Genomic DNA, 17956 nt, shown 5'->3' with positions numbered 1-17956 from the left:
AGGAGAGAATTAGAAATGACCTTCGTCGTCACCGACAACTGCATCAAGTGCAAGTACACCGACTGCGTAGAAGTGTGTCCGGTGGACTGCTTTTACGAAGGGCCGAATTTCCTGGTCATTCACCCGGACGAGTGCATCGACTGCGCCCTGTGTGAACCGGAATGCCCGGCGAACGCCATTTTCTCGGAAGACGAAGTGCCGGCCGGCATGGAGAACTTCATCGAGCTGAACGCAGAACTGGCGGACATCTGGCCGAACATCACCGAGAAGAAAGATGCGCTGCCGGACGCCGAAGAGTGGGATGGCAAGGAAGGCAAGCTCAAGGATCTGGAACGCTGATCGTTGCTGCTTTCGTGGAAAAGGCCCCTTGCGGGCCTTTTTGCTTTTTCGGGTCAAGAAATCGCAGGCAAAAAAAAGGGGCGGTTTGACCCGCCCACATTTTTTCCCTAATCCCTTTAATCCTTTTCATCATCCTGATGAATCGCGTCCTGCGATGTCCTTCCTTCCCATCGTCCTTGACGGGTGTGTCTGTCCGTCGACACAGGACTGATATTAGTATTTTCCCAGGCGAGTGCAACGCGACTGATACAGGTGGTTTGCTCTGTCACGCTACGTTCATCAACAAATTTTCGTTATAAATCAGTCAAATACAAAAAGATCACGGTATTTATAGCGGTCTGTCCGGCCGATGGGGAACTGATCGCTTACGTAACACTAGGCAAAGGCTTACACGCTGAACCTACAAATGGAGTTGGGGTTGGAAAAGCGACTCTTCAGATACGCAGAAGATTCGAACCAGTCGCGATGTTCTATAGTTTTACGAGCGGGGGTTTCAGGAGTGGTGTGTATATCCGTTTCTGCGGTAACGGCGGCTTATGGTTCCGCTCTTACAGCGGGTCACTTTTGGAAGAGCGCCAAAAGTAACCATGGGCCCGCCGCGAAAGGCCATCCATGGCCCAGCGCGGCTACCTCGGCATCCATGCCGAGATGCCCACTGCGCAATGCCTGCGTTCGGCCAGCGTGGTTAACGGGGGCGTCCGAGATCAACGTCCACCGCGAGGCGGCCTAACAGCCGACCTGGCTCTCCCGGTCGTACACCCATCAGATCTGTGGGAGCAAAGCTTGCTCGCGATGAGGCCAGCAAACCCAACATCCATGTGACTGAACCACCGTCATCGCGAGCAGGCTCGCTCCCGCATTCAATCTTCAGCGGACACAAAATTCATATCCAACACAGTCCCACTGTGGGAGCGCTTGCTCGCGAAGAGGTCAGCACATCCAACATCTTCATCGACTGTAACGCCGCCTTCGCGAGCAAGCCCGCTCCCACAAGGGAAACGCGGTCCCACCCGGAGTCAGGTCGGCTATAAGGCCGCCTCGCCCTGGCTTTTGATCTGGGCGCCCCGTTAAACCACGCTGGCCGAACGCAGGCATTGTGGAGTGGGCACCTCAGCATGGATGCCGAGGTAGCCGCGCTGGGCCATGAATGGCCCTTCGCGGCGGGCCCACGGAGCAATGCCGGAGTGAGGGCACACCGAGCCTAAGCGAGGTGTCGAGTGGTGGGGCAGAGCGTTTTTGGTTACTTTTGGCGCTCTTTCCAAAAGTGACCCGCCGTAAGGGCGGAACCATAAGTAGCCGTGACCGAAGAAACGGATATACCCCCAAACCCAAGCCAAAAAAAACGGCACTTTCCATTTCTGAAAGAAGCACCGTTTTTTCCAAGTGAACAGCATCACAGCCAATCAGGGCCTTTCTGCTGCACTCGCCTTGGGTTATTGAAACAACGACTCGCTCGACAAGCCGTTCTTCTCCAGGATCTCTCGCAGACGCTTGAGACCTTCAACCTGGATCTGCCTCACCCGCTCACGGGTCAAACCAATCTCCAGGCCCACATCTTCAAGCGTGCTGCTTTCATGACCGCGCAAGCCGAAGCGGCGAATCACCACTTCCCGTTGCTTGTCCGTAAGTTCCGAAAGCCACTGGTCGATGCTCTGGGACAAGTCATCGTCCTGGAGCAACTCGCACGGATCGGTCGGACGATCGTCGGTCAGGGTATCCAGCAGGGTCTTATCCGAGTCCGGCCCCAGCGAGACGTCTACCGAAGAGACCCGCTCGTTGAGCCCAAGCATGCGCTTGACCTCACCTACCGGTTTTTCCAGCAGGTTGGCGATTTCTTCGGGTGAAGGTTCATGGTCGAGTTTTTGGGTCAACTCACGAGCGGCCCGCAGGTAGACGTTCAGCTCCTTGACCACATGAATCGGCAACCGGATGGTCCGGGTCTGGTTCATGATCGCCCGTTCGATGGTCTGGCGGATCCACCAGGTGGCGTAGGTCGAGAAACGGAAGCCGCGTTCGGGGTCGAATTTCTCGACGGCGCGAATCAGGCCCAAGTTGCCCTCTTCGATCAGGTCCAGCAGCGAAAGCCCACGATTGACATAGCGTCGGGCGATTTTCACCACCAGGCGCAGGTTGCTTTCAATCATGCGTTTTCGACCGGCCGGGTCGCCACTTTGCGACAGCCGCGCAAAATGAACTTCTTCCTCGGGGGAGAGCAGTGGCGAAAAACCGATTTCGTTGAGATACAGCTGAGTGGCGTCCAGCGCCCGGGTGTAATCGATGTACTTATGTTGTTTAAGCGAAGCGGAGTGTTTGGATTTGGCACGAACGGAAGGTGGAGTCGCCCCTTCATCATTCGACATCGAATCCATAGCGATGCCGGTCTCCATAAGGAGAACCTCATCGTCGATGTCAAACTCCGGCACTTCTTTACTGAGAGCCATTGTTATAGTCCTTTGGTGAGTTCGACCTCAAGCTCAAGCGACGCCTTTATCCTTGGCAACGCTGGAGCCTGTTCCCTCTACGTGACGGAACAGGCTGACAATCAAATCAACGCCGTGGCAGGAATTGCAGCGGATCGACTGGTTTACCTTGTCGGCGAATCTCAAAATGCAGTTTCACCCGGTCTGTTCCCGTTGATCCCATTTCGGCAATTGTCTGTCCGACCTTGACCTGCTGCCCCTCCCGAACCAACAGCCTGCGGTTGTGACCGTAGGCACTGACGTAGGTATCGCTGTGTTTGATGATCACGAGTTCGCCGTAGCCCCTCAAACCACTCCCGGCGTACACAACCGTGCCATCAGACGCGGCTAAAACAGGCTGTCCCAAATCCCCGGCGATATCAATTCCTTTATTCAAACTACCGTTTGAAGAGAATTTTCCAATGAGAACGCCACTAGAAGGCCATCCCCAGCCTGTCGGGGCGGGGCCTGCCGGAGGCATCGGAACGGGGGTCGGTTTGCTCGCGACGGACGGTACTGTCGCCGCTTCAGCCCCCGTCGGCCGGCGAATAACCGTGGTTTTACTCGAGGAAGAAGGCGTCGAACCCGACTGCGTAACCACCGCGGTAGGCGTTGAACCGCTACGGCCATCGAAGCGAATCGTCTGACCTGGGTGAATCGTATAAGGCGCAGGAATGTTGTTACGCGCCGCAAGGGCTTTGTAGTCCCAGCCGTAGCGGAAAGCGATGGAAAACAGCGTATCGCCGCGACGGACTACATATTGGCCGGTCGTTACTGTAGGACGTTGAGGTGTTGCATTGTTGCGATCGACAACCCGGACATTACCCGACGGCGTACTGGAACATCCGACCAGCAAAGTGCTCAAGACAAGGCCAGTCACCAGGCGCTGAAAGCTTGTGATACCCATACGCTGCGCAATGACTGTGAGACTCACCCGCCGCTCCCTTTGTGGTGGCAGAAAAATTGGAAACTGCCTGTCCAGGCAGAACTCATATAAATATAGCTGGCAACGACTGCGCCTCTATTAATGAAGCGCAATGTGTCGCCGCACACGTTTGCTCGACGCCGTTGGACTCTGTTCAGCAAATCGGTGCCGCTGTAAGACACAGGCTGGGCCACGGAATTCAGCGTCTGTTTATAAATGCTCAGGCCAACGGCCCATTGAGTAACGGCACGAACCGCACCGCCCCCAGGACGTGTCGCGAAAAACCGTGTTCTTCGCGCACGATCAGCATCAGTTGCTGGACTTCACCGGCACCCACCGGAATGACCAGTCGCCCGCCGGGAGCAAGCTGATCCAGCAGGGCCTGGGGAACATCGGTGGCCACCGCAGTCACGATGATGCCGTTGTACGGTGCCAGGGCCGGCCACCCCTCCCAGCCATCGCCCCAGCGAAACACCACGTTGCGCAGGTTCAACTCAACCAGGCGTTCCTTGGCGCGATCCTGCAGTACCTTGATCCGCTCTACGGAAAACACCCGCTCGACCAGTTGCGACAACACCGCCGTCTGGTAACCCGAGCCGGTACCGATCTCCATCACCTTGTCCAGCGGTCCCGCCTCCAGCAGCAACTCGCTCATGCGGGCCACCATGTATGGCTGGGAAATGGTCTGGTTGTGGCCGATCGGCAACGCCGTATCTTCATAGGCGCGATGGGCCAGGGCCTCATCGACGAACAGATGGCGCGGCGTGCGGCGAATGACTTCCAACACCTGGGCGTTGGAGAGACCTTCTTCGTAGAGACGCTGGATCAGTCGTTCACGGGTGCGCTGGGAGGTCATGCCGATTCCGCGGCGCAGCATATCGTCTTGCTCACGAGCCATCAGCGCAGCCCCTCCAGCCAGCCATCGAGATTTCGAAAGGCGTCGTTGAAGGTACGGTCCAACTGCAACGGCGTGATCGAGACATAACCTTGCATCACCGCATGGAAATCAGTGCCCGGCCCGCCGTCCTCGGCATCACCGGCGGCGGCGATCCAGTAACCGGCCTTGCCGCGCGGGTCGACGACATGCATCGGTTTGGCGGCGCGGGCACGGTGGCCCAGGCGAGTGAGCTGGATGCCACGGATGTGATCGAGCGGCAGGTTGGGGATATTCACGTTCAGCACCGTGCGTGGCGGCAGCTCCAGCTCGCCGTGGGCTTCGACCAGTTTACGGGCGAAGTAGGCGGCGGTCGGCAAGTTATCGACCTGCCGCGAAACAAACGAAAAGGCAAACGATGGCTTTTCCAGGAAGCGACCTTCCAGGGCGGCGGCAACCGTGCCGGAATAAAGCACGTCGTCCCCCAGGTTGGCGCCCAGGTTGATACCCGACACCACCATGTCCGGCTCACGCTCCAGCAAGCCGTTGAGGCCCAGGTGCACGCAATCGGTCGGAGTGCCGTTGAGGCTGATGAAACCGTTATCCAGATAGCAGGGGTGCAACGGACGGTCGAGCGTCAGCGAGCTGCTGGCGCCGCTTTTGTCCTGGTCCGGGGCGATGACCACGCACTCGGCAAAATCCGCCAGCGCAGCATAAAGCGCGGCAAGACCGGGTGCAGTCACCCCGTCGTCGTTAGAAATCAGAATACGCATGGGCTGTCCGTCTGCCCCACCGGCACCAGATCGACGAGTTCGCGCACCAAGACAGTGGCGAAACATCCGGCCGGCAGGACGAATTCCAGTTGCAGAATGTCCAGCGAGGGATAATGCCACGACAGCCCGCCAATGGGCAGTCGCAGGATGCGACGTTCGTGACTCATTCCCGCGTTTATCAACCAGTCCCGCAAATCGGCCTCGCCCGCGGCGATGGCTTGTTCCAGCTCGAACGTCGCACCAGCGGCAGGCGAAGGTCCCTCGCCCCACTGCGGCCCGGTCGGGTGCAGGTCGAGAATGGCCAGGCGCGGGTCGCTGCATTCAGCCTCGCCGGCCGGGAAAAAACTGCGGCTGTCGGTGAAGGCAAGCAAATCGCCCACCTGGGCTTTTTGCCAGGTACCGTCGGCGACCCGCGCCGCCAGCACCCGGTTGAACAGGAAACTGCGGGCGGTGGACAACAGCCGCGAGCGCACATTGCGCTGTTCCGGCAACGCCTTGCGCACCGCCCAGGCCCGAGCATCGACGACGTTGCCGCCGTCATGGCCGAAACGCTGGGCGCCAAAATAGTTGGGGATGCCCTGGCGGACAATCCGTTGCAGGCGCGCATCGATCGCCGCCGTATCGCCCTTGAATTGGGTCAGGCGCAAGGTAAAGCCATTGGCCGAGTGCGCGCCGCGTTGCAGCTTGCGCCTGTGGCGTGCGGTCTTGAGGATTTTCAGCGTGTCGTTCTCCGCCGCCGACAGGTCCGGATCGGCCTTGCCCGGCAATTGGACGCTGAACCACTGGCGGGTCAGGGCCTGACGGTCCTTGAGCCCGGCGTAGCTGACGGTGCGCAGCGGCACGCCGGCAGCCTTGGCGATTCGCCGGGCCGCTTCTTCGGTGTTCAAGCCACGTTTTTCAACCCAGATCCACAAGTGCTCGCCATCGCCGGTCAACGGGATGTCGAGCACTTCATCGACCTGGAAATCTTCAGCGGTGGCCTTGAGTACCGCGCTGCCCAGCGGTTCGCCGTAGGCCCGCGGCCCCAACAGTTCCAGTTCAGTCATGGGCGCAGCAACAAGGCAACGGAGTGGACGGCAATGCCTTCTTCGCGACCGACGAAGCCAAGCTTCTCGGTGGTGGTGGCTTTCACGTTCACTTGGTCCAACTCAACTTGAAGATCCTCGGCAATCAATTGGCGCATCGCTTCGATGTGCGGCGCCATCTTGGGGGCCTGGGCAACGATGGTGTTATCGACATTGCCGACTTTCCAGCCCTTGGCGTGGATCAGCGAGACCACATGGCGCAGCAGCACGCGGCTGTCGGCGCCCTTGAATTGCGGGTCGGTGTCGGGGAAGTGCTTGCCGATGTCACCCAGGGCAGCCGCGCCGAGCAACGCATCGCTCAAGGCGTGCAGCAGGACATCACCGTCAGAATGCGCGAGCAGCCCGAAGCCGTGTGCGATCCGCACGCCGCCCAGGGTAATGAAATCGCCTTCAGCGAAACGGTGAACATCGTAGCCGTGGCCAATACGCATAAAAAAACGCCCCGATTTTTGTCAGGGCGTGATTCTACCTGCATTAGGCGTTTAGAGCGCGCGCATGATGCTGCAAGTGGTCATCAATGAAGCTGGCGATGAAGAAATAGCTGTGGTCGTAGCCCGGTTGCAGGCGCAGTTCCAGCGGATGGTCGGCAGCCTTGGCCGCCTGTTGCAGGGCTTCGGGCTTGAGCTGGTTGGTCAGGAAATCATCGCGATCGCCCTGGTCCACCAGCAGTGGCAGCTTCTCCTGCGCCTCGGCAATCAATGCACAGGCATCCCATTCACGCCATTTCGAACGGTCTTCCCCCAGGTAACGAGAGAAAGCCTTCTGGCCCCATGGGCAATCCATCGGATTGTTGATCGGCGAAAAGGCCGACACCGAGCGGTAACGCCCCGGGTTGCGCAAGGCGCAGACCAGCGCGCCATGACCGCCCATGGAATGACCACTGATGCCGCGTTTGTCCGAGGCCGGGAAATGCGCTTCGACGAGTGTCGGCAATTCCTGCACCACGTAGTCATGCATCCGATAGTGCCGTGCCCACGGATCCTGCGTGGCGTTCAGATAAAAACCCGCCCCCAGGCCGAAGTCCCAGGCACCGTCCGGATCGCCCGGCACGTCGGCGCCACGAGGGCTGGTGTCCGGCGCGACGATGATCAGGCCCAACTCGGCGGCCATGCGCTGGGCACCGGCCTTTTGCATGAAGTTCTCGTCGGTGCAGGTCAGCCCGGACAACCAATACAGGACAGGCAACTTGCCGCCCTGCTCGGCTTGCGGCGGCAGGTACACGGCAAACACCATGTCACAACCGAGCACGTCGGAACGGTGCCGGTAACGTTTGTGCCAGCCGCCGAAGCTTTTCTGGCAGGAGATGTTTTCCAGACTCATGACCGACCTCAGAAATGGATAACGGTGCGGATGCTCTTGCCTTCATGCATCAGGTCGAACGCCTTGTTGATATCTTCCAGGCCCATGGTGTGGGTAATGAACGTATCCAGCGGGATCTCGCCCGTCTCGGCCATTGCCACATAGCTTGGCAACTCGCTGCGACCGCGCACGCCACCAAAGGCCGAACCGCGCCAGACGCGCCCGGTCACCAACTGGAAGGGACGGGTGGCGATTTCCTGGCCGGCGCCGGCCACACCGATGATCACCGACTCGCCCCAGCCTTTGTGGCAGCACTCCAGCGCGGCACGCATCAACTGGACATTGCCGATGCACTCGAAGGAAAAGTCCACGCCGCCGTCAGTCATATCGACGATGACTTCCTGGATCGGACGGTCGAAGTCTTTCGGGTTGACGCAATCGGTGGCACCCAGTTGCTTGGCGATTTCGAACTTGGCCGGGTTGATGTCGATGGCGATGATGCGCGAAGCCTTGGCCTTCACCGCGCCAATCACTGCCGACAGGCCGATGCCGCCCAGGCCGAAGATCGCCACGGTGTCACCCGGCTTGACCTTGGCGGTGTTGAGGACCGCGCCGATACCGGTGGTGACGCCGCAACCCAGCAGGCAGACCTTTTCCAGCGGGGCTTCTTTTTGAATCTTCGCGACGGAGATTTCCGGCAGCACGGTGTACTCAGAGAACGTCGAGGTGCCCATGTAGTGGAAAATCGTCTCGCCCTTGTAGGAAAAACGCGAGGTGCCGTCCGGCATCAGGCCTTTGCCCTGGGTGGCGCGAATCGCCTGGCAGAGGTTGGTCTTGCCTGACTTACAGAATTTGCACTGACCGCATTCCGGCGTGTACAGCGGGATCACATGGTCGCCCACCGCGACCGAGGTCACGCCTTCGCCGATGGCTTCGACAATCGCACCGCCTTCGTGACCGAGGATCGACGGGAAGATCCCTTCCGGGTCGGCGCCCGACAAGGTATAGGCGTCGGTGTGGCAGACACCGGAAGCCACCACGCGCAACAGCACTTCGCCCGCCTTGGGCATGGCGACGTCGACTTCAACGATTTCCAGGGGTTTCTTGGCCTCGAAGGCAACGGCAGCGCGCGACTTGATCATCCGGACTCTCCAGCAAATAAAAACAAGACCGGGAGTGTAATCCTCCGCCGGACGATGAATAATCCAACCAAAAGCAAAACATTATTGCTGTACAGGGATAATCCTTCATGTCCGATAACCGCTGGGAAGGGATCGACGAGTTCGTCGCCGTGGCCGAATGCAGTCAATTCACCGCCGCCGCTGAACGTCTCGGGGTTTCGTCTTCCCACATCAGTCGACAAATCGTACGGCTTGAAGAGCGTTTGCAGACACGTTTGCTCTACCGCAGTACCCGGCGGGTCACCCTGACCGAGGCCGGCCAGACATTTTTGCAGCATTGCCAACGCCTGCAGGACGGGCGCGAGGAAGCACTGCGGGCGGTGGGCGATCTCACCAGCGAACCCAAGGGCATGCTGCGCATGACCTGCGCCGTGGCCTATGGCGAACGGTTCATCGTGCCTCTGGTAACGCGGTTCATGGGGCTGTACCCGCAGTTGCGGGTAGACATCGAGCTGAGCAACCGTCCTCTGGACCTGGTGCACGAAGGCCTCGACCTGGCGATTCGCCTGGGTCGCCTGCAGGACTCCCGCCTGGTCGCCACGCGCCTGGCACCGCGGCGCATGTACCTGTGCGCTTCACCCTCTTACCTGGAACGCTACGGGCGGCCCCATAGCTTGTCGGAACTGAGCCGCCACAATTGCCTGATCGGCAGCTCCGACGTCTGGCAACTGGAGCAGAACGGGCGGGAATTTTCCCAACGGGTACAGGGAAACTGGCGCTGCAACAGTGGGCAAGCGGTGTTGGACGCGGCGCTGCAAGGGGTGGGGTTGTGCCAACTGCCGGATTATTACGTATTGGAGCATTTGCACAGCGGTGCATTGATCTCGCTGCTGGAGGCTCATCAGCCACCGAATACGGCGGTGTGGGCGTTGTACCCGCAGCAGCGGCACCTGTCGCCGAAGGTGCGCAAGTTGGTGGATTTTTTGAAGGAAGGGTTGGCTGGGCGGCCGGAATATCGGGGATGACAGTGGTTTTTTGTCGTCTGGGGGTGACGCCATCGCGAGCAAGCTCGCTCCCACAGGGTTATCGTCGAATGACGGTCAAGTGTTCACACCAACCCACTGTGGGAGCGAGCTTGCTCGCGATGGCGCCGGCCCAGACGATGAAGATCTAACGAGGAAACATATCCGGTTTAATGCCGATTCGCCCAGCGCTGGCGCAACCACTCCAGATCTTCCGGCCGGGTGACCTTGATGTTATCGGCCCGCCCTTCGATCAGCCGCGGCGCCTGCCCGGCCCATTCCATGGCGGACGCTTCGTCGGTAATCAGCGCATCTGCAACCAGGCTGTCGGCCAAGGCCCGATGCAAGGCGCCGAGGCGGAACATCTGTGGCGTGTAGGCTTGCCAGATCACGCTGCGATCAACTGTCTCCAGCACGCGGCCGTGTTTGTCGACGCGCTTGAGGGTGTCGCGCGCCGGGACGGCCAGCAGGCCGCCGACTGGATCGGTCGCCAACTCGCTGAGCAGTGTGTCCAGATCATCCCGGGCCAGATTGGGCCGGGCGGCGTCGTGCACCAGCACCCAGTCGTGATCGTCGGCGCCCTGCTCGTGCAGGTACAGCAAGGCATTGAGCACTGAATCCGAACGTTGCTCGCCACCGTCGACGCGCTGGATGCGTGTGTCGTTGGCACAGGCCAGGGTCGGCCAGTAAGGATCATCGTGTGCAAGGCTGACCACCACGCCCTTGACGGTGGGATGGTCGAGGAAACAGCCGAGGCTGTGTTCAAGAATTGTGCGTCCGCCCAACTGCAGGTATTGCTTGGGACGGTCCGCGGCCATACGAGCGCCAACGCCCGCGGCAGGAATCACGGCCCAGAAGGCCGGCAAACGAATACTCATTGGGCCAACTGGTAGAGGGTTTCGCCCTCCTTGACCATGCCCAGTTCATGTCGAGCCCGTTCTTCAACGGTCTCCATGCCTTTTTTCAGCTCTGTCACTTCGGCGTCCATCACCCGATTACGCTCAAGCAGCGCCTCGTTCTCGGCGTGTTGGTCGGCAATTTGCTGAGTCAGGTCGGCCACTTGCGCCAAGCTGCCATTGCCCACCCACAGGCGGTACTGCAGGCCGGCCAGCAACAGGAGCAAGACAAGAAACAACCAATTGGGACTGCGCATCGAATATCAGGTATCCAGTGAAAAAAGACCGCCATGCCAAACTTTGAAGCGTCTGATAGCACGAAGCCTGGAAAACCCAGGCTTGTGCTTGATAAGGCATCAGATTAGAGGCAAAACCGCCGCCATGGCGACTTTTGCGACCTAATCCGCTGTCTTTTTACCATTTACCGCTTAACCGCGAAACTCGGCGCGACCGTTGTACTTGGCCTTGCCGTTCAACTGCTCTTCGATACGCAGCAGCTGGTTGTACTTGGAAACGCGGTCGGAACGGCACAGCGAACCGGTCTTGATCTGGCCTGCCGCAGTGCCCACGGCCAGGTCGGCAATGGTCGAGTCTTCGGTTTCACCGGAGCGGTGGGAGATCACGGCGGTGTAGCCGGCCGCCTTGGCCATCTGGATGGCTTCCAGGGTTTCGGTCAGGGTACCGATCTGGTTGAACTTGATCAGGATCGAGTTGGCGATCTTCTTGTCGATGCCTTCTTTCAGGATCTTGGTGTTGGTCACGAACAGGTCGTCACCCACCAGCTGGGTTTTCTCGCCGATCTTGTCGGTGAGGATTTTCCAGCCAGCCCAGTCGGACTCGTCCAGGCCGTCTTCGATGGAGATGATCGGATAGCGTTCGGTCAGGCCCTTGAGGTAGTCAGCGAAACCTTCGGCGGTGAACACCTGGCCTTCGCCGGACAGGTTGTACTTGCCGTCTTCGTAGAATTCACTGGCGGCGCAGTCCAGGGCCAGGGTCACGTCGGTGCCCAGCTTGTAGCCAGCATTGGCCACGGCTTCGGAGATCACTTTCAGCGCGTCTTCGTTGGACGCCAGGTTCGGTGCGAAACCGCCTTCGTCGCCAACCGCGGTGCTCAGGCCACGGGCTTTGAGCACAGCCTTGAGGTGATGGAAAATCTCGGTGCCCATGCGCAGGCCTTCGGAGAAGGTCTTGGCGCCAACCGGCTGCACCATGAATTCCTGGATGTCGACGTTGTTATCGGCATGCTCGCCGCCGTTGATGATGTTCATCATCGGCACCGGCATCGAGTAGACACCCGGGGTACCGTTGAGGTTGGCGATGTGGGCGTACAGCGGCAGGTCCTGGTCCTGGGCAGCAGCCTTGGCAGCGGCCAGGGACACGGCGAGGATTGCGTTGGCGCCCAGGGTGGCTTTGTTTTCGGTACCGTCGAGCTTGATCATCGCGTGATCGAGGGCTTTCTGGTCGGCAGGATCCTTGCCCAGCAACAGCTCGCGGATCGGACCGTTGATGTTGGCGACGGCTTTGAGCACGCCCTTGCCCAGGTAACGGCTCTTGTCGCCATCGCGCAGCTCCAGCGCTTCGCGCGAGCCAGTGGAAGCACCGGACGGCGCGCAGGCGCTGCCGATGATACCGTTGTCGAGAAGCACGTCCGCTTCAACAGTGGGGTTGCCACGGGAGTCGAGAACTTCACGACCTTTGATGTCGACGATTTTTGCCATTGTTGTAAACACTCCAAAGTTGACGAAAACGCTGTGGGAGCACGGCTTGCCGGCGATGGGGCCTCAAGGACGCCATCGCTGGCAAGCCATGCTCCCACAAGAGCAGTGCGGCCAGCGGGCCAGAGCGATAATCGAGCGGTACTTTACCGGAGAAAACCGCGTTACGCGGTTTCTATCGTCGGAAAACTCTTGACCAGCTCGTCCAACGCCTTGAGCTGAGACAGGAAAGGTTCCAGCTTGTTCAAGCGCAAGGCACAAGGGCCGTCGCACTTGGCATTGTCCGGATCCGGGTGGGCTTCAAGGAACAGGCCAGCCAGGGATTGGCTGATGCCAGCCTTGGCCAGGTCGGTCACCTGGGCGCGACGACCGCCGGCGGAGTCGGAACGACCGCCCGGCATCTGCAAGGCGTGCGTCACGTCGAAGAATACCGGGTATTCGAACTGCTTCATGATGCCGAAGCCGAGCATGTCGACTACCAGGTTGTTGTAACCGAAGCTCGAACCGCGCTCGCAGAGGATCAACTGGTCATTCCCAGCCTCTTCGCACTTGCTCAGGATGTGTTTCATTTCCTGGGGCGCGAGGAACTGGGCTTTCTTGATATTGATCACCGCGCCGGTCTTGGCCATCGCGACCACCAGGTCGGTCTGGCGCGACAGGAAAGCCGGCAACTGGATGATGTCGCAGACCTCGGCGACGACCGCGGCCTGGGCCGGCTCGTGGACGTCGGTGATGATCGGCACGCCAAAGGCTTGCTTGATGTCCTGGAAGATCCGCATGCCTTCTTCCAGGCCCGGGCCACGGTAGGAGGTCACGGACGAACGGTTGGCCTTGTCGAAGCTGGCCTTGAACACGTAAGGGATACCCAACTTCTGGGTGACCTTCACGTACTCCTCGCAGACCTGCATCGCCATGTCGCGGCTTTCCAGCACGTTCATGCCGCCAAACAGCACCATGGGCTTGTCGTTGGCAATCTCGATGTCGCCGACACGAATGATCTTCTGGGCCATCGTCTTATGCCTTTTTCTGGTGTTGAGCCAAAGCGGCTTTCACGAAACCGCTGAACAGCGGATGACCGTCCCGTGGCGTCGAGGTGAACTCGGGGTGGAATTGGCAAGCGACGAACCATGGGTGATCCGGGGCCTCGACCACTTCGACCAGCGCGCCGTCACCGGAACGACCGGAGATTTTCAGGCCGGCTTCGATCAACTGCGGCAGCAGGTTGTTGTTCACTTCATAGCGATGACGGTGACGCTCGACGATCACATCCTTGGCGTAGCAATCGTGCACCTTGGAGCCGGCTTCCAGCAGGCATTCCTGGGCACCGAGACGCATGGTGCCGCCCAGGTCCGAACTTTCGGTACGCACTTCCACCGCACCAGTGGCATCTTCCCACTCGGTGATCAGGCCCACGACCGGATGACCGCTGGCGCGATCGAACTCGGTGGAGTTGGCGTCTTTCCAGCCCAGCACGTTACGGGCGAACTCGATGACCGCCACTTGCATGCCCAGGCAGATACCCAGGTAAGGCACCTTGTTTTCGCGAGCGTATTGCACGGCAGTGATCTTGCCTTCCACGCCCCGCAGGCCGAAGCCGCCCGGCACGAGGATCGCATCGGCGCCTTCGAGCAGGCCGGTGCCCTGGTTCTCGATGTCTTCGGAATCGATGTAGCGCAGGTTGACCTTGGTACGGTTGCTGATGCCAGCGTGACTCATCGCCTCGATCAGAGACTTGTAGGCGTCCAGCAGCTCCATGTACTTGCCGACCATGGCAATGGTGACTTCGTGTTCCGGGTTGAGCTTGGCATCGACCACGGCTTCCCATTCGGACAGGTCGGCGCTGGCGCATTGCAGGCCGAAGCGCTCGACGACGAAGTCGTCCAGGCCCTGGGAGTGCAGGATGCCCGGGATCTTGTAGATGGTGTCGGCGTCTTCCAGGCCGATGACCGCACGCTCTTCAACGTTGGTGAACTGGGCGATCTTGCGACGCGACGAGATGTCGATCGGGTGATCGGAGCGGCAGATCAGCACGTCCGGCTGCAGGCCGATGGAACGCAGTTCCTTGACCGAGTGCTGGGTGGGCTTGGTCTTGGTTTCGCCGGCCGTGGCGATGTACGGCACCAGTGTCAGGTGCATCAGCATCGCGCGCTTGGCGCCGATTTCGAAACGCAACTGGCGGATGGCCTCGAGGAACGGCTGGGACTCGATGTCGCCCACGGTGCCGCCGATTTCGACCATCGCCACGTCGGCATCGCCCGCACCCTTGATGATGCGACGCTTGATTTCGTCGGTGATGTGCGGGATGACCTGGATGGTCGCGCCCAGGTAGTCACCACGACGCTCCTTGCGCAGCACGTGTTCGTAGACACGGCCGGTGGTGAAGTTGTTGTTCTGGGTCATGGTCGTGCGGATGAACCGCTCGTAGTGGCCCAGGTCCAGGTCGGTCTCGGCGCCGTCGTGGGTGACGAACACTTCACCGTGCTGGAACGGGCTCATGGTGCCCGGGTCAACGTTGATGTACGGGTCCAGCTTGAGCATGGTGACCTTAAGTCCCCGCGCCTCCAGGATGGCCGCCAATGAAGCCGAGGCAATGCCTTTCCCCAATGAAGAAACAACACCGCCCGTGACGAATATGTAGCGCGTCATGAAAAACCCTAGAAGTCTGCGTTAAAGCGGTCCGAGCCGCCGGGGAAAGCGAAGGAAGGCCGAAGCCCCCGATCACCTGCATTAATCACAGTGCACCTTTCAAAAAAACCGCCGCGTTGGGACAGACCGGAAGTGAAATCACCGGTACGTTGCTCGCTACACATTTTTTGGAATCGCCCAGCAAAGACTGCTTGGTAATCGGCAACTCCTGCAATTCAGGCGAATCCACAGAAGTTGTATCAAGAAGGGAGCGTAGTCTACCGGAAAGCCCCTTTCAGCTCAAACCCAGATCTTGGCTTCCTGGCGTCCAGATCAATTGCCAACTGCCATCAGCCTGTGCATCGAGCCCGGCCAGGTTGGCTACCGCCAGCAATTGCTCGCCCTGATAGAGCAGCGGCAATCGACCTCGAACGAACGCCGGCACTGCCTTTTCATTGAGCAAACGCTTGAGGTCACGGTGACCACGACCCGCTAACGCCATTACCTCGCCGCCCTGACGATAGCGCACGCTGAGCGGCCCCGCAGGCGGCGTGCCGTCGAGCACCACCCGACCATTGCCCGGCAGCCGCAGCGCAACCGCCGGATCGGCCCAGTCGACGGTGCCTGGCAGCGAACATAGCCAGTGGTCGGATAACCACCAGACCCGCCCGGCGGCCCGATGCAGCTCGCCACCGGCCAGGCGCCAGATCGGTCGGGCATCGTCGGCGGCATCGCGCAACGAGTCCCAGCCCGACCAGTGATCGGTGTCGGGCAGCAGGGTCATCGGTGCCAGCCAGTGGCTCAAGGCGTTGCGCTGACGGGCCGGCGACAACGCCCGCAAAGGCGCCAGCGCCAGGGATTGCAGCCCGAGCCAGTCGAACACGCCCGGGGTCGCGGCCCGGGCCAGGTCGATCCGCGCCAAATCGTCCAGCAAAGTTTGGGCTTCACCCATGTGCGCAGCGCTGCGAGCCAGGGTCGTCGAAGCTTGGGGCCATTGCTCGGCCAACACTGGAAAAACCCGCTGGCGCAGGTAATTGCGCGCATGCCGGTGATCGTCGTTGGAGGGATCTTCGATCCAGCTCAAGCCCTGCTGCCTCGCATAGGCTTCCAGCTCCACACGGGACACATCGAGCAAGGGCCGCAGCAAATGCCCTTGGCCCAACGGACGCTGCGGCGGCATCGCCGCCAAGCCCTTCACCCCCGCCCCCCTTAGCAGGCGAAACAGCAGGGTTTCGGCCTGATCATCGCGATGCTGGGCGGTAAGCAGCACTTCATCGCTGTGGATCGCCGCTACAAAGGCCGCGTAACGCGCTTCCCGCGCGGCGCGCTCGACACTGGCGCCAGGGCGCACTTGCACAGTCACCACGTCCAGCGGCACGCCCAGGGCCGCGCAGACCGAACGACAATGGTCCGGCCACGCCTCAGCTACAGCCTGGAGGCCGTGATGCACATGAATAGCGCTCAGCGCGGGCAAGGGTTGGCGTTGCGAAAGGGTTACGAGCAGGTGCAGCAGGACGGTGGAGTCGAGGCCGCCGGAGAAGGCGATGCGCCAGGTGGCGGCGTTGCGCCAGGGGAGCATGTGTTTGAGGAGCCGGGTTGGCAGATCAATCGTGGGCTGATTCATCGCAACTGCCTTCACACAAATCAAATGTGGGAGCGAGCTTGCTCGCGATAGCGGTATCTCAGTCAACTTATCTGTTGAATGTTAACCCGTCATCGCGAGCAAGCTCGCTCCCACACAGGGGTACAGCGCTGAATCAGAGACCGTAGCTCATCAACCGCTCGTAGCGACGAGCCAGCAGCGCTTCGTTGTCGAACTTCTTGAGCATCGACAATTGCGAGCTCAGCTCGGCGCGGATCAGTGCCGCAGCCGCAGCCGGGTCGCGGTGAGCGCCGCCGACTGGCTCGTTGATCACTTTGTCGACGATGCCCAGGCCTTTGAGACGTTCGGCGGTAATGCCCATGGCCTCAGCGGCATCCGGCGCCTTCTCGGCGGTTTTCCACAGGATCGAGGCGCAGCCTTCCGGCGAGATCACCGCATAGGTGGAATATTGCAGCATGTTCAACTGGTCGCAGACACCGATGGCCAGTGCACCGCCGGAACCACCTTCGCCAATTACAGTGGCGATGATCGGGGTTTTCAGGCGCGCCATGACGCGCAGGTTCCAGGCAATCGCCTCGCTCTGGTTGCGCTCTTCGGCGTCGATGCCCGGGTAGGCGCCCGGCGTGTCGATGAAGGTCAGGATCGGCATCTTGAAGCGCTCGGCCATTTCCATCAGGCGGCAGGCCTTGCGGTAGCCTTCCGGACGCGGCATGCCGAAGTTGCGGCGCACCTTCTCGCGCACTTCACGGCCTTTCTGATGACCGATAACCATCACCGGCTGGTCGTCCAGGCGGGCGACACCGCCGACGATCGCGGCGTCGTCGGAGAAGTGGCGGTCGCCATGCAGCTCATCGAACTCGGTGAAGATGTGGTCGATGTAGTCCAGGGTATAGGGACGACGTGGATGACGCGCCAGGCGGGCAATCTGCCAGCTGGTCAGCTTGCCGAAGATGTCTTCGGTCAGCGTGCGACTTTTGTCCTGCAGACGAGAGATTTCATCGCCGATATTCAGCGAATTGTCATTACCGACCAAGCGCAACTCTTCGATCTTGGCTTGCAGGTCGGCGATCGGCTGTTCGAAATCTAGAAAATTCGGGTTCATAGGCGTCCGTCTTGGGTCGACGTCCAAGAGAGCTTGGGCCGGCCGGTTGTCTATTCGCGCCTACCTTAAGGGAGAGGCGCGTTCAGGTCGAGATTAAAAATTCGGGTCGAGATCAGGG

17 protein-coding genes are annotated in these 17956 nt (G+C 60.3%); 2 read left to right on the top strand and 15 right to left on the bottom strand.

Going from position 1 to position 17956, the window contains the following annotated elements; all coding sequences use genetic code 11:
• The first annotated feature begins 15 nt into the window (after positions 1-15).
• Positions 16-339 (top strand): ferredoxin FdxA, encoded by a 324-nt coding sequence (gene fdxA, locus KI235_RS06120; RefSeq protein ID WP_003198291.1) that lies wholly within the window; start codon positions 16-18, stop codon positions 337-339.
• Between the two features lie 1433 nt (positions 340-1772).
• Here fdxA and rpoS read toward each other — a convergent pair.
• From rpoS to KI235_RS06080, 8 genes are all read right to left on the bottom strand, one after another.
• Positions 1773-2780: an RNA polymerase sigma factor RpoS gene (gene rpoS / locus KI235_RS06115; protein ID WP_003198289.1), complete on the bottom strand. Its 1008-nt coding sequence runs from the start codon at positions 2778-2780 to the stop codon at positions 1773-1775.
• Between the two features lie 106 nt (positions 2781-2886).
• Complete coding sequence (locus tag KI235_RS06110; protein WP_003198287.1) at positions 2887-3732, bottom strand: peptidoglycan DD-metalloendopeptidase family protein; 846 nt, start codon at positions 3730-3732, stop codon at positions 2887-2889.
• Positions 3733-3943: 211 nt separating this feature from the next.
• On the bottom strand, positions 3944-4579 hold the full coding sequence (locus KI235_RS06105; RefSeq protein ID WP_170862085.1) for a protein-L-isoaspartate(D-aspartate) O-methyltransferase: 636 nt from the start codon (positions 4577-4579) through the stop codon (positions 3944-3946).
• Positions 4580-4620: 41 nt separating this feature from the next.
• The gene (gene surE / locus KI235_RS06100) at positions 4621-5370 is read right to left on the bottom strand and encodes a 5'/3'-nucleotidase SurE (protein ID WP_003198282.1); all 750 of its coding nucleotides are present in this window, start codon (positions 5368-5370) and stop codon (positions 4621-4623) included.
• Positions 5358-6416: a tRNA pseudouridine(13) synthase TruD gene (gene truD / locus KI235_RS06095; protein WP_003198280.1), complete on the bottom strand. Its 1059-nt coding sequence runs from the start codon at positions 6414-6416 to the stop codon at positions 5358-5360. The genes surE and truD overlap by 13 nt, the downstream gene beginning before the upstream one ends.
• Positions 6413-6886, bottom strand: a complete 474-nt coding sequence (gene ispF / locus KI235_RS06090; RefSeq protein ID WP_003184863.1) for a 2-C-methyl-D-erythritol 2,4-cyclodiphosphate synthase — start codon at positions 6884-6886, stop codon at positions 6413-6415. The genes truD and ispF overlap by 4 nt, the downstream gene beginning before the upstream one ends.
• Before the next feature lie 43 nt (positions 6887-6929).
• Entirely contained in the window at positions 6930-7775 is an 846-nt protein-coding gene (gene fghA / locus KI235_RS06085; protein WP_212795592.1) for an S-formylglutathione hydrolase, read from the bottom strand.
• Positions 7776-7783: 8 nt separating this feature from the next.
• Entirely contained in the window at positions 7784-8896 is a 1113-nt protein-coding gene (locus tag KI235_RS06080) for an S-(hydroxymethyl)glutathione dehydrogenase/class III alcohol dehydrogenase (protein WP_003198276.1), read from the bottom strand.
• A gap of 107 nt (positions 8897-9003) precedes the next feature.
• Here KI235_RS06080 and KI235_RS06075 point away from each other — a divergent pair, with 107 nt between their 5' ends.
• Complete coding sequence (locus tag KI235_RS06075; protein ID WP_003198274.1) at positions 9004-9900, top strand: LysR substrate-binding domain-containing protein; 897 nt, start codon at positions 9004-9006, stop codon at positions 9898-9900.
• Between the two features lie 167 nt (positions 9901-10067).
• Here the strand turns inward: KI235_RS06075 and ispD are convergent, their stop codons facing one another.
• The 7 genes from ispD to KI235_RS06040 all read right to left on the bottom strand — a co-directional run bounded on the left by ispD (position 10068) and on the right by KI235_RS06040 (position 17838).
• Complete coding sequence (gene ispD / locus KI235_RS06070; protein ID WP_003198271.1) at positions 10068-10775, bottom strand: 2-C-methyl-D-erythritol 4-phosphate cytidylyltransferase; 708 nt, start codon at positions 10773-10775, stop codon at positions 10068-10070.
• Entirely contained in the window at positions 10772-11050 is a 279-nt protein-coding gene (ftsB, locus tag KI235_RS06065) for a cell division protein FtsB (RefSeq protein WP_003184873.1), read from the bottom strand. The genes ispD and ftsB overlap by 4 nt, the downstream gene beginning before the upstream one ends.
• 171 nt (positions 11051-11221) lie before the next feature.
• Positions 11222-12511: a phosphopyruvate hydratase gene (gene eno, locus KI235_RS06060; protein ID WP_013692387.1), complete on the bottom strand. Its 1290-nt coding sequence runs from the start codon at positions 12509-12511 to the stop codon at positions 11222-11224.
• A gap of 161 nt (positions 12512-12672) precedes the next feature.
• Positions 12673-13518, bottom strand: a complete 846-nt coding sequence (gene kdsA / locus KI235_RS06055) for a 3-deoxy-8-phosphooctulonate synthase (RefSeq protein WP_003198268.1) — start codon at positions 13516-13518, stop codon at positions 12673-12675.
• A 4-nt stretch (positions 13519-13522) separates the two neighbouring features.
• Positions 13523-15154 (bottom strand): CTP synthase, encoded by a 1632-nt coding sequence (locus KI235_RS06050; RefSeq protein ID WP_003198266.1) that lies wholly within the window; start codon positions 15152-15154, stop codon positions 13523-13525.
• Between the two features lie 274 nt (positions 15155-15428).
• Positions 15429-16757: a tRNA lysidine(34) synthetase TilS gene (gene tilS, locus KI235_RS06045; RefSeq protein WP_013692386.1), complete on the bottom strand. Its 1329-nt coding sequence runs from the start codon at positions 16755-16757 to the stop codon at positions 15429-15431.
• A gap of 133 nt (positions 16758-16890) precedes the next feature.
• Complete coding sequence (locus KI235_RS06040) at positions 16891-17838, bottom strand: acetyl-CoA carboxylase carboxyltransferase subunit alpha (protein ID WP_003198261.1); 948 nt, start codon at positions 17836-17838, stop codon at positions 16891-16893.
• Between the last annotated feature and the right edge of the window lie 118 nt (positions 17839-17956).

The sequence above is a fragment of the Pseudomonas sp. St386 genome (assembly GCF_018325865.1).
Classification (GTDB): domain Bacteria; phylum Pseudomonadota; class Gammaproteobacteria; order Pseudomonadales; family Pseudomonadaceae; genus Aquipseudomonas; species Aquipseudomonas brassicacearum.
The sequence above is the reverse complement of the archived record's forward strand: the minus strand, read 5'-3'. Positions and strand labels throughout refer to the sequence as shown.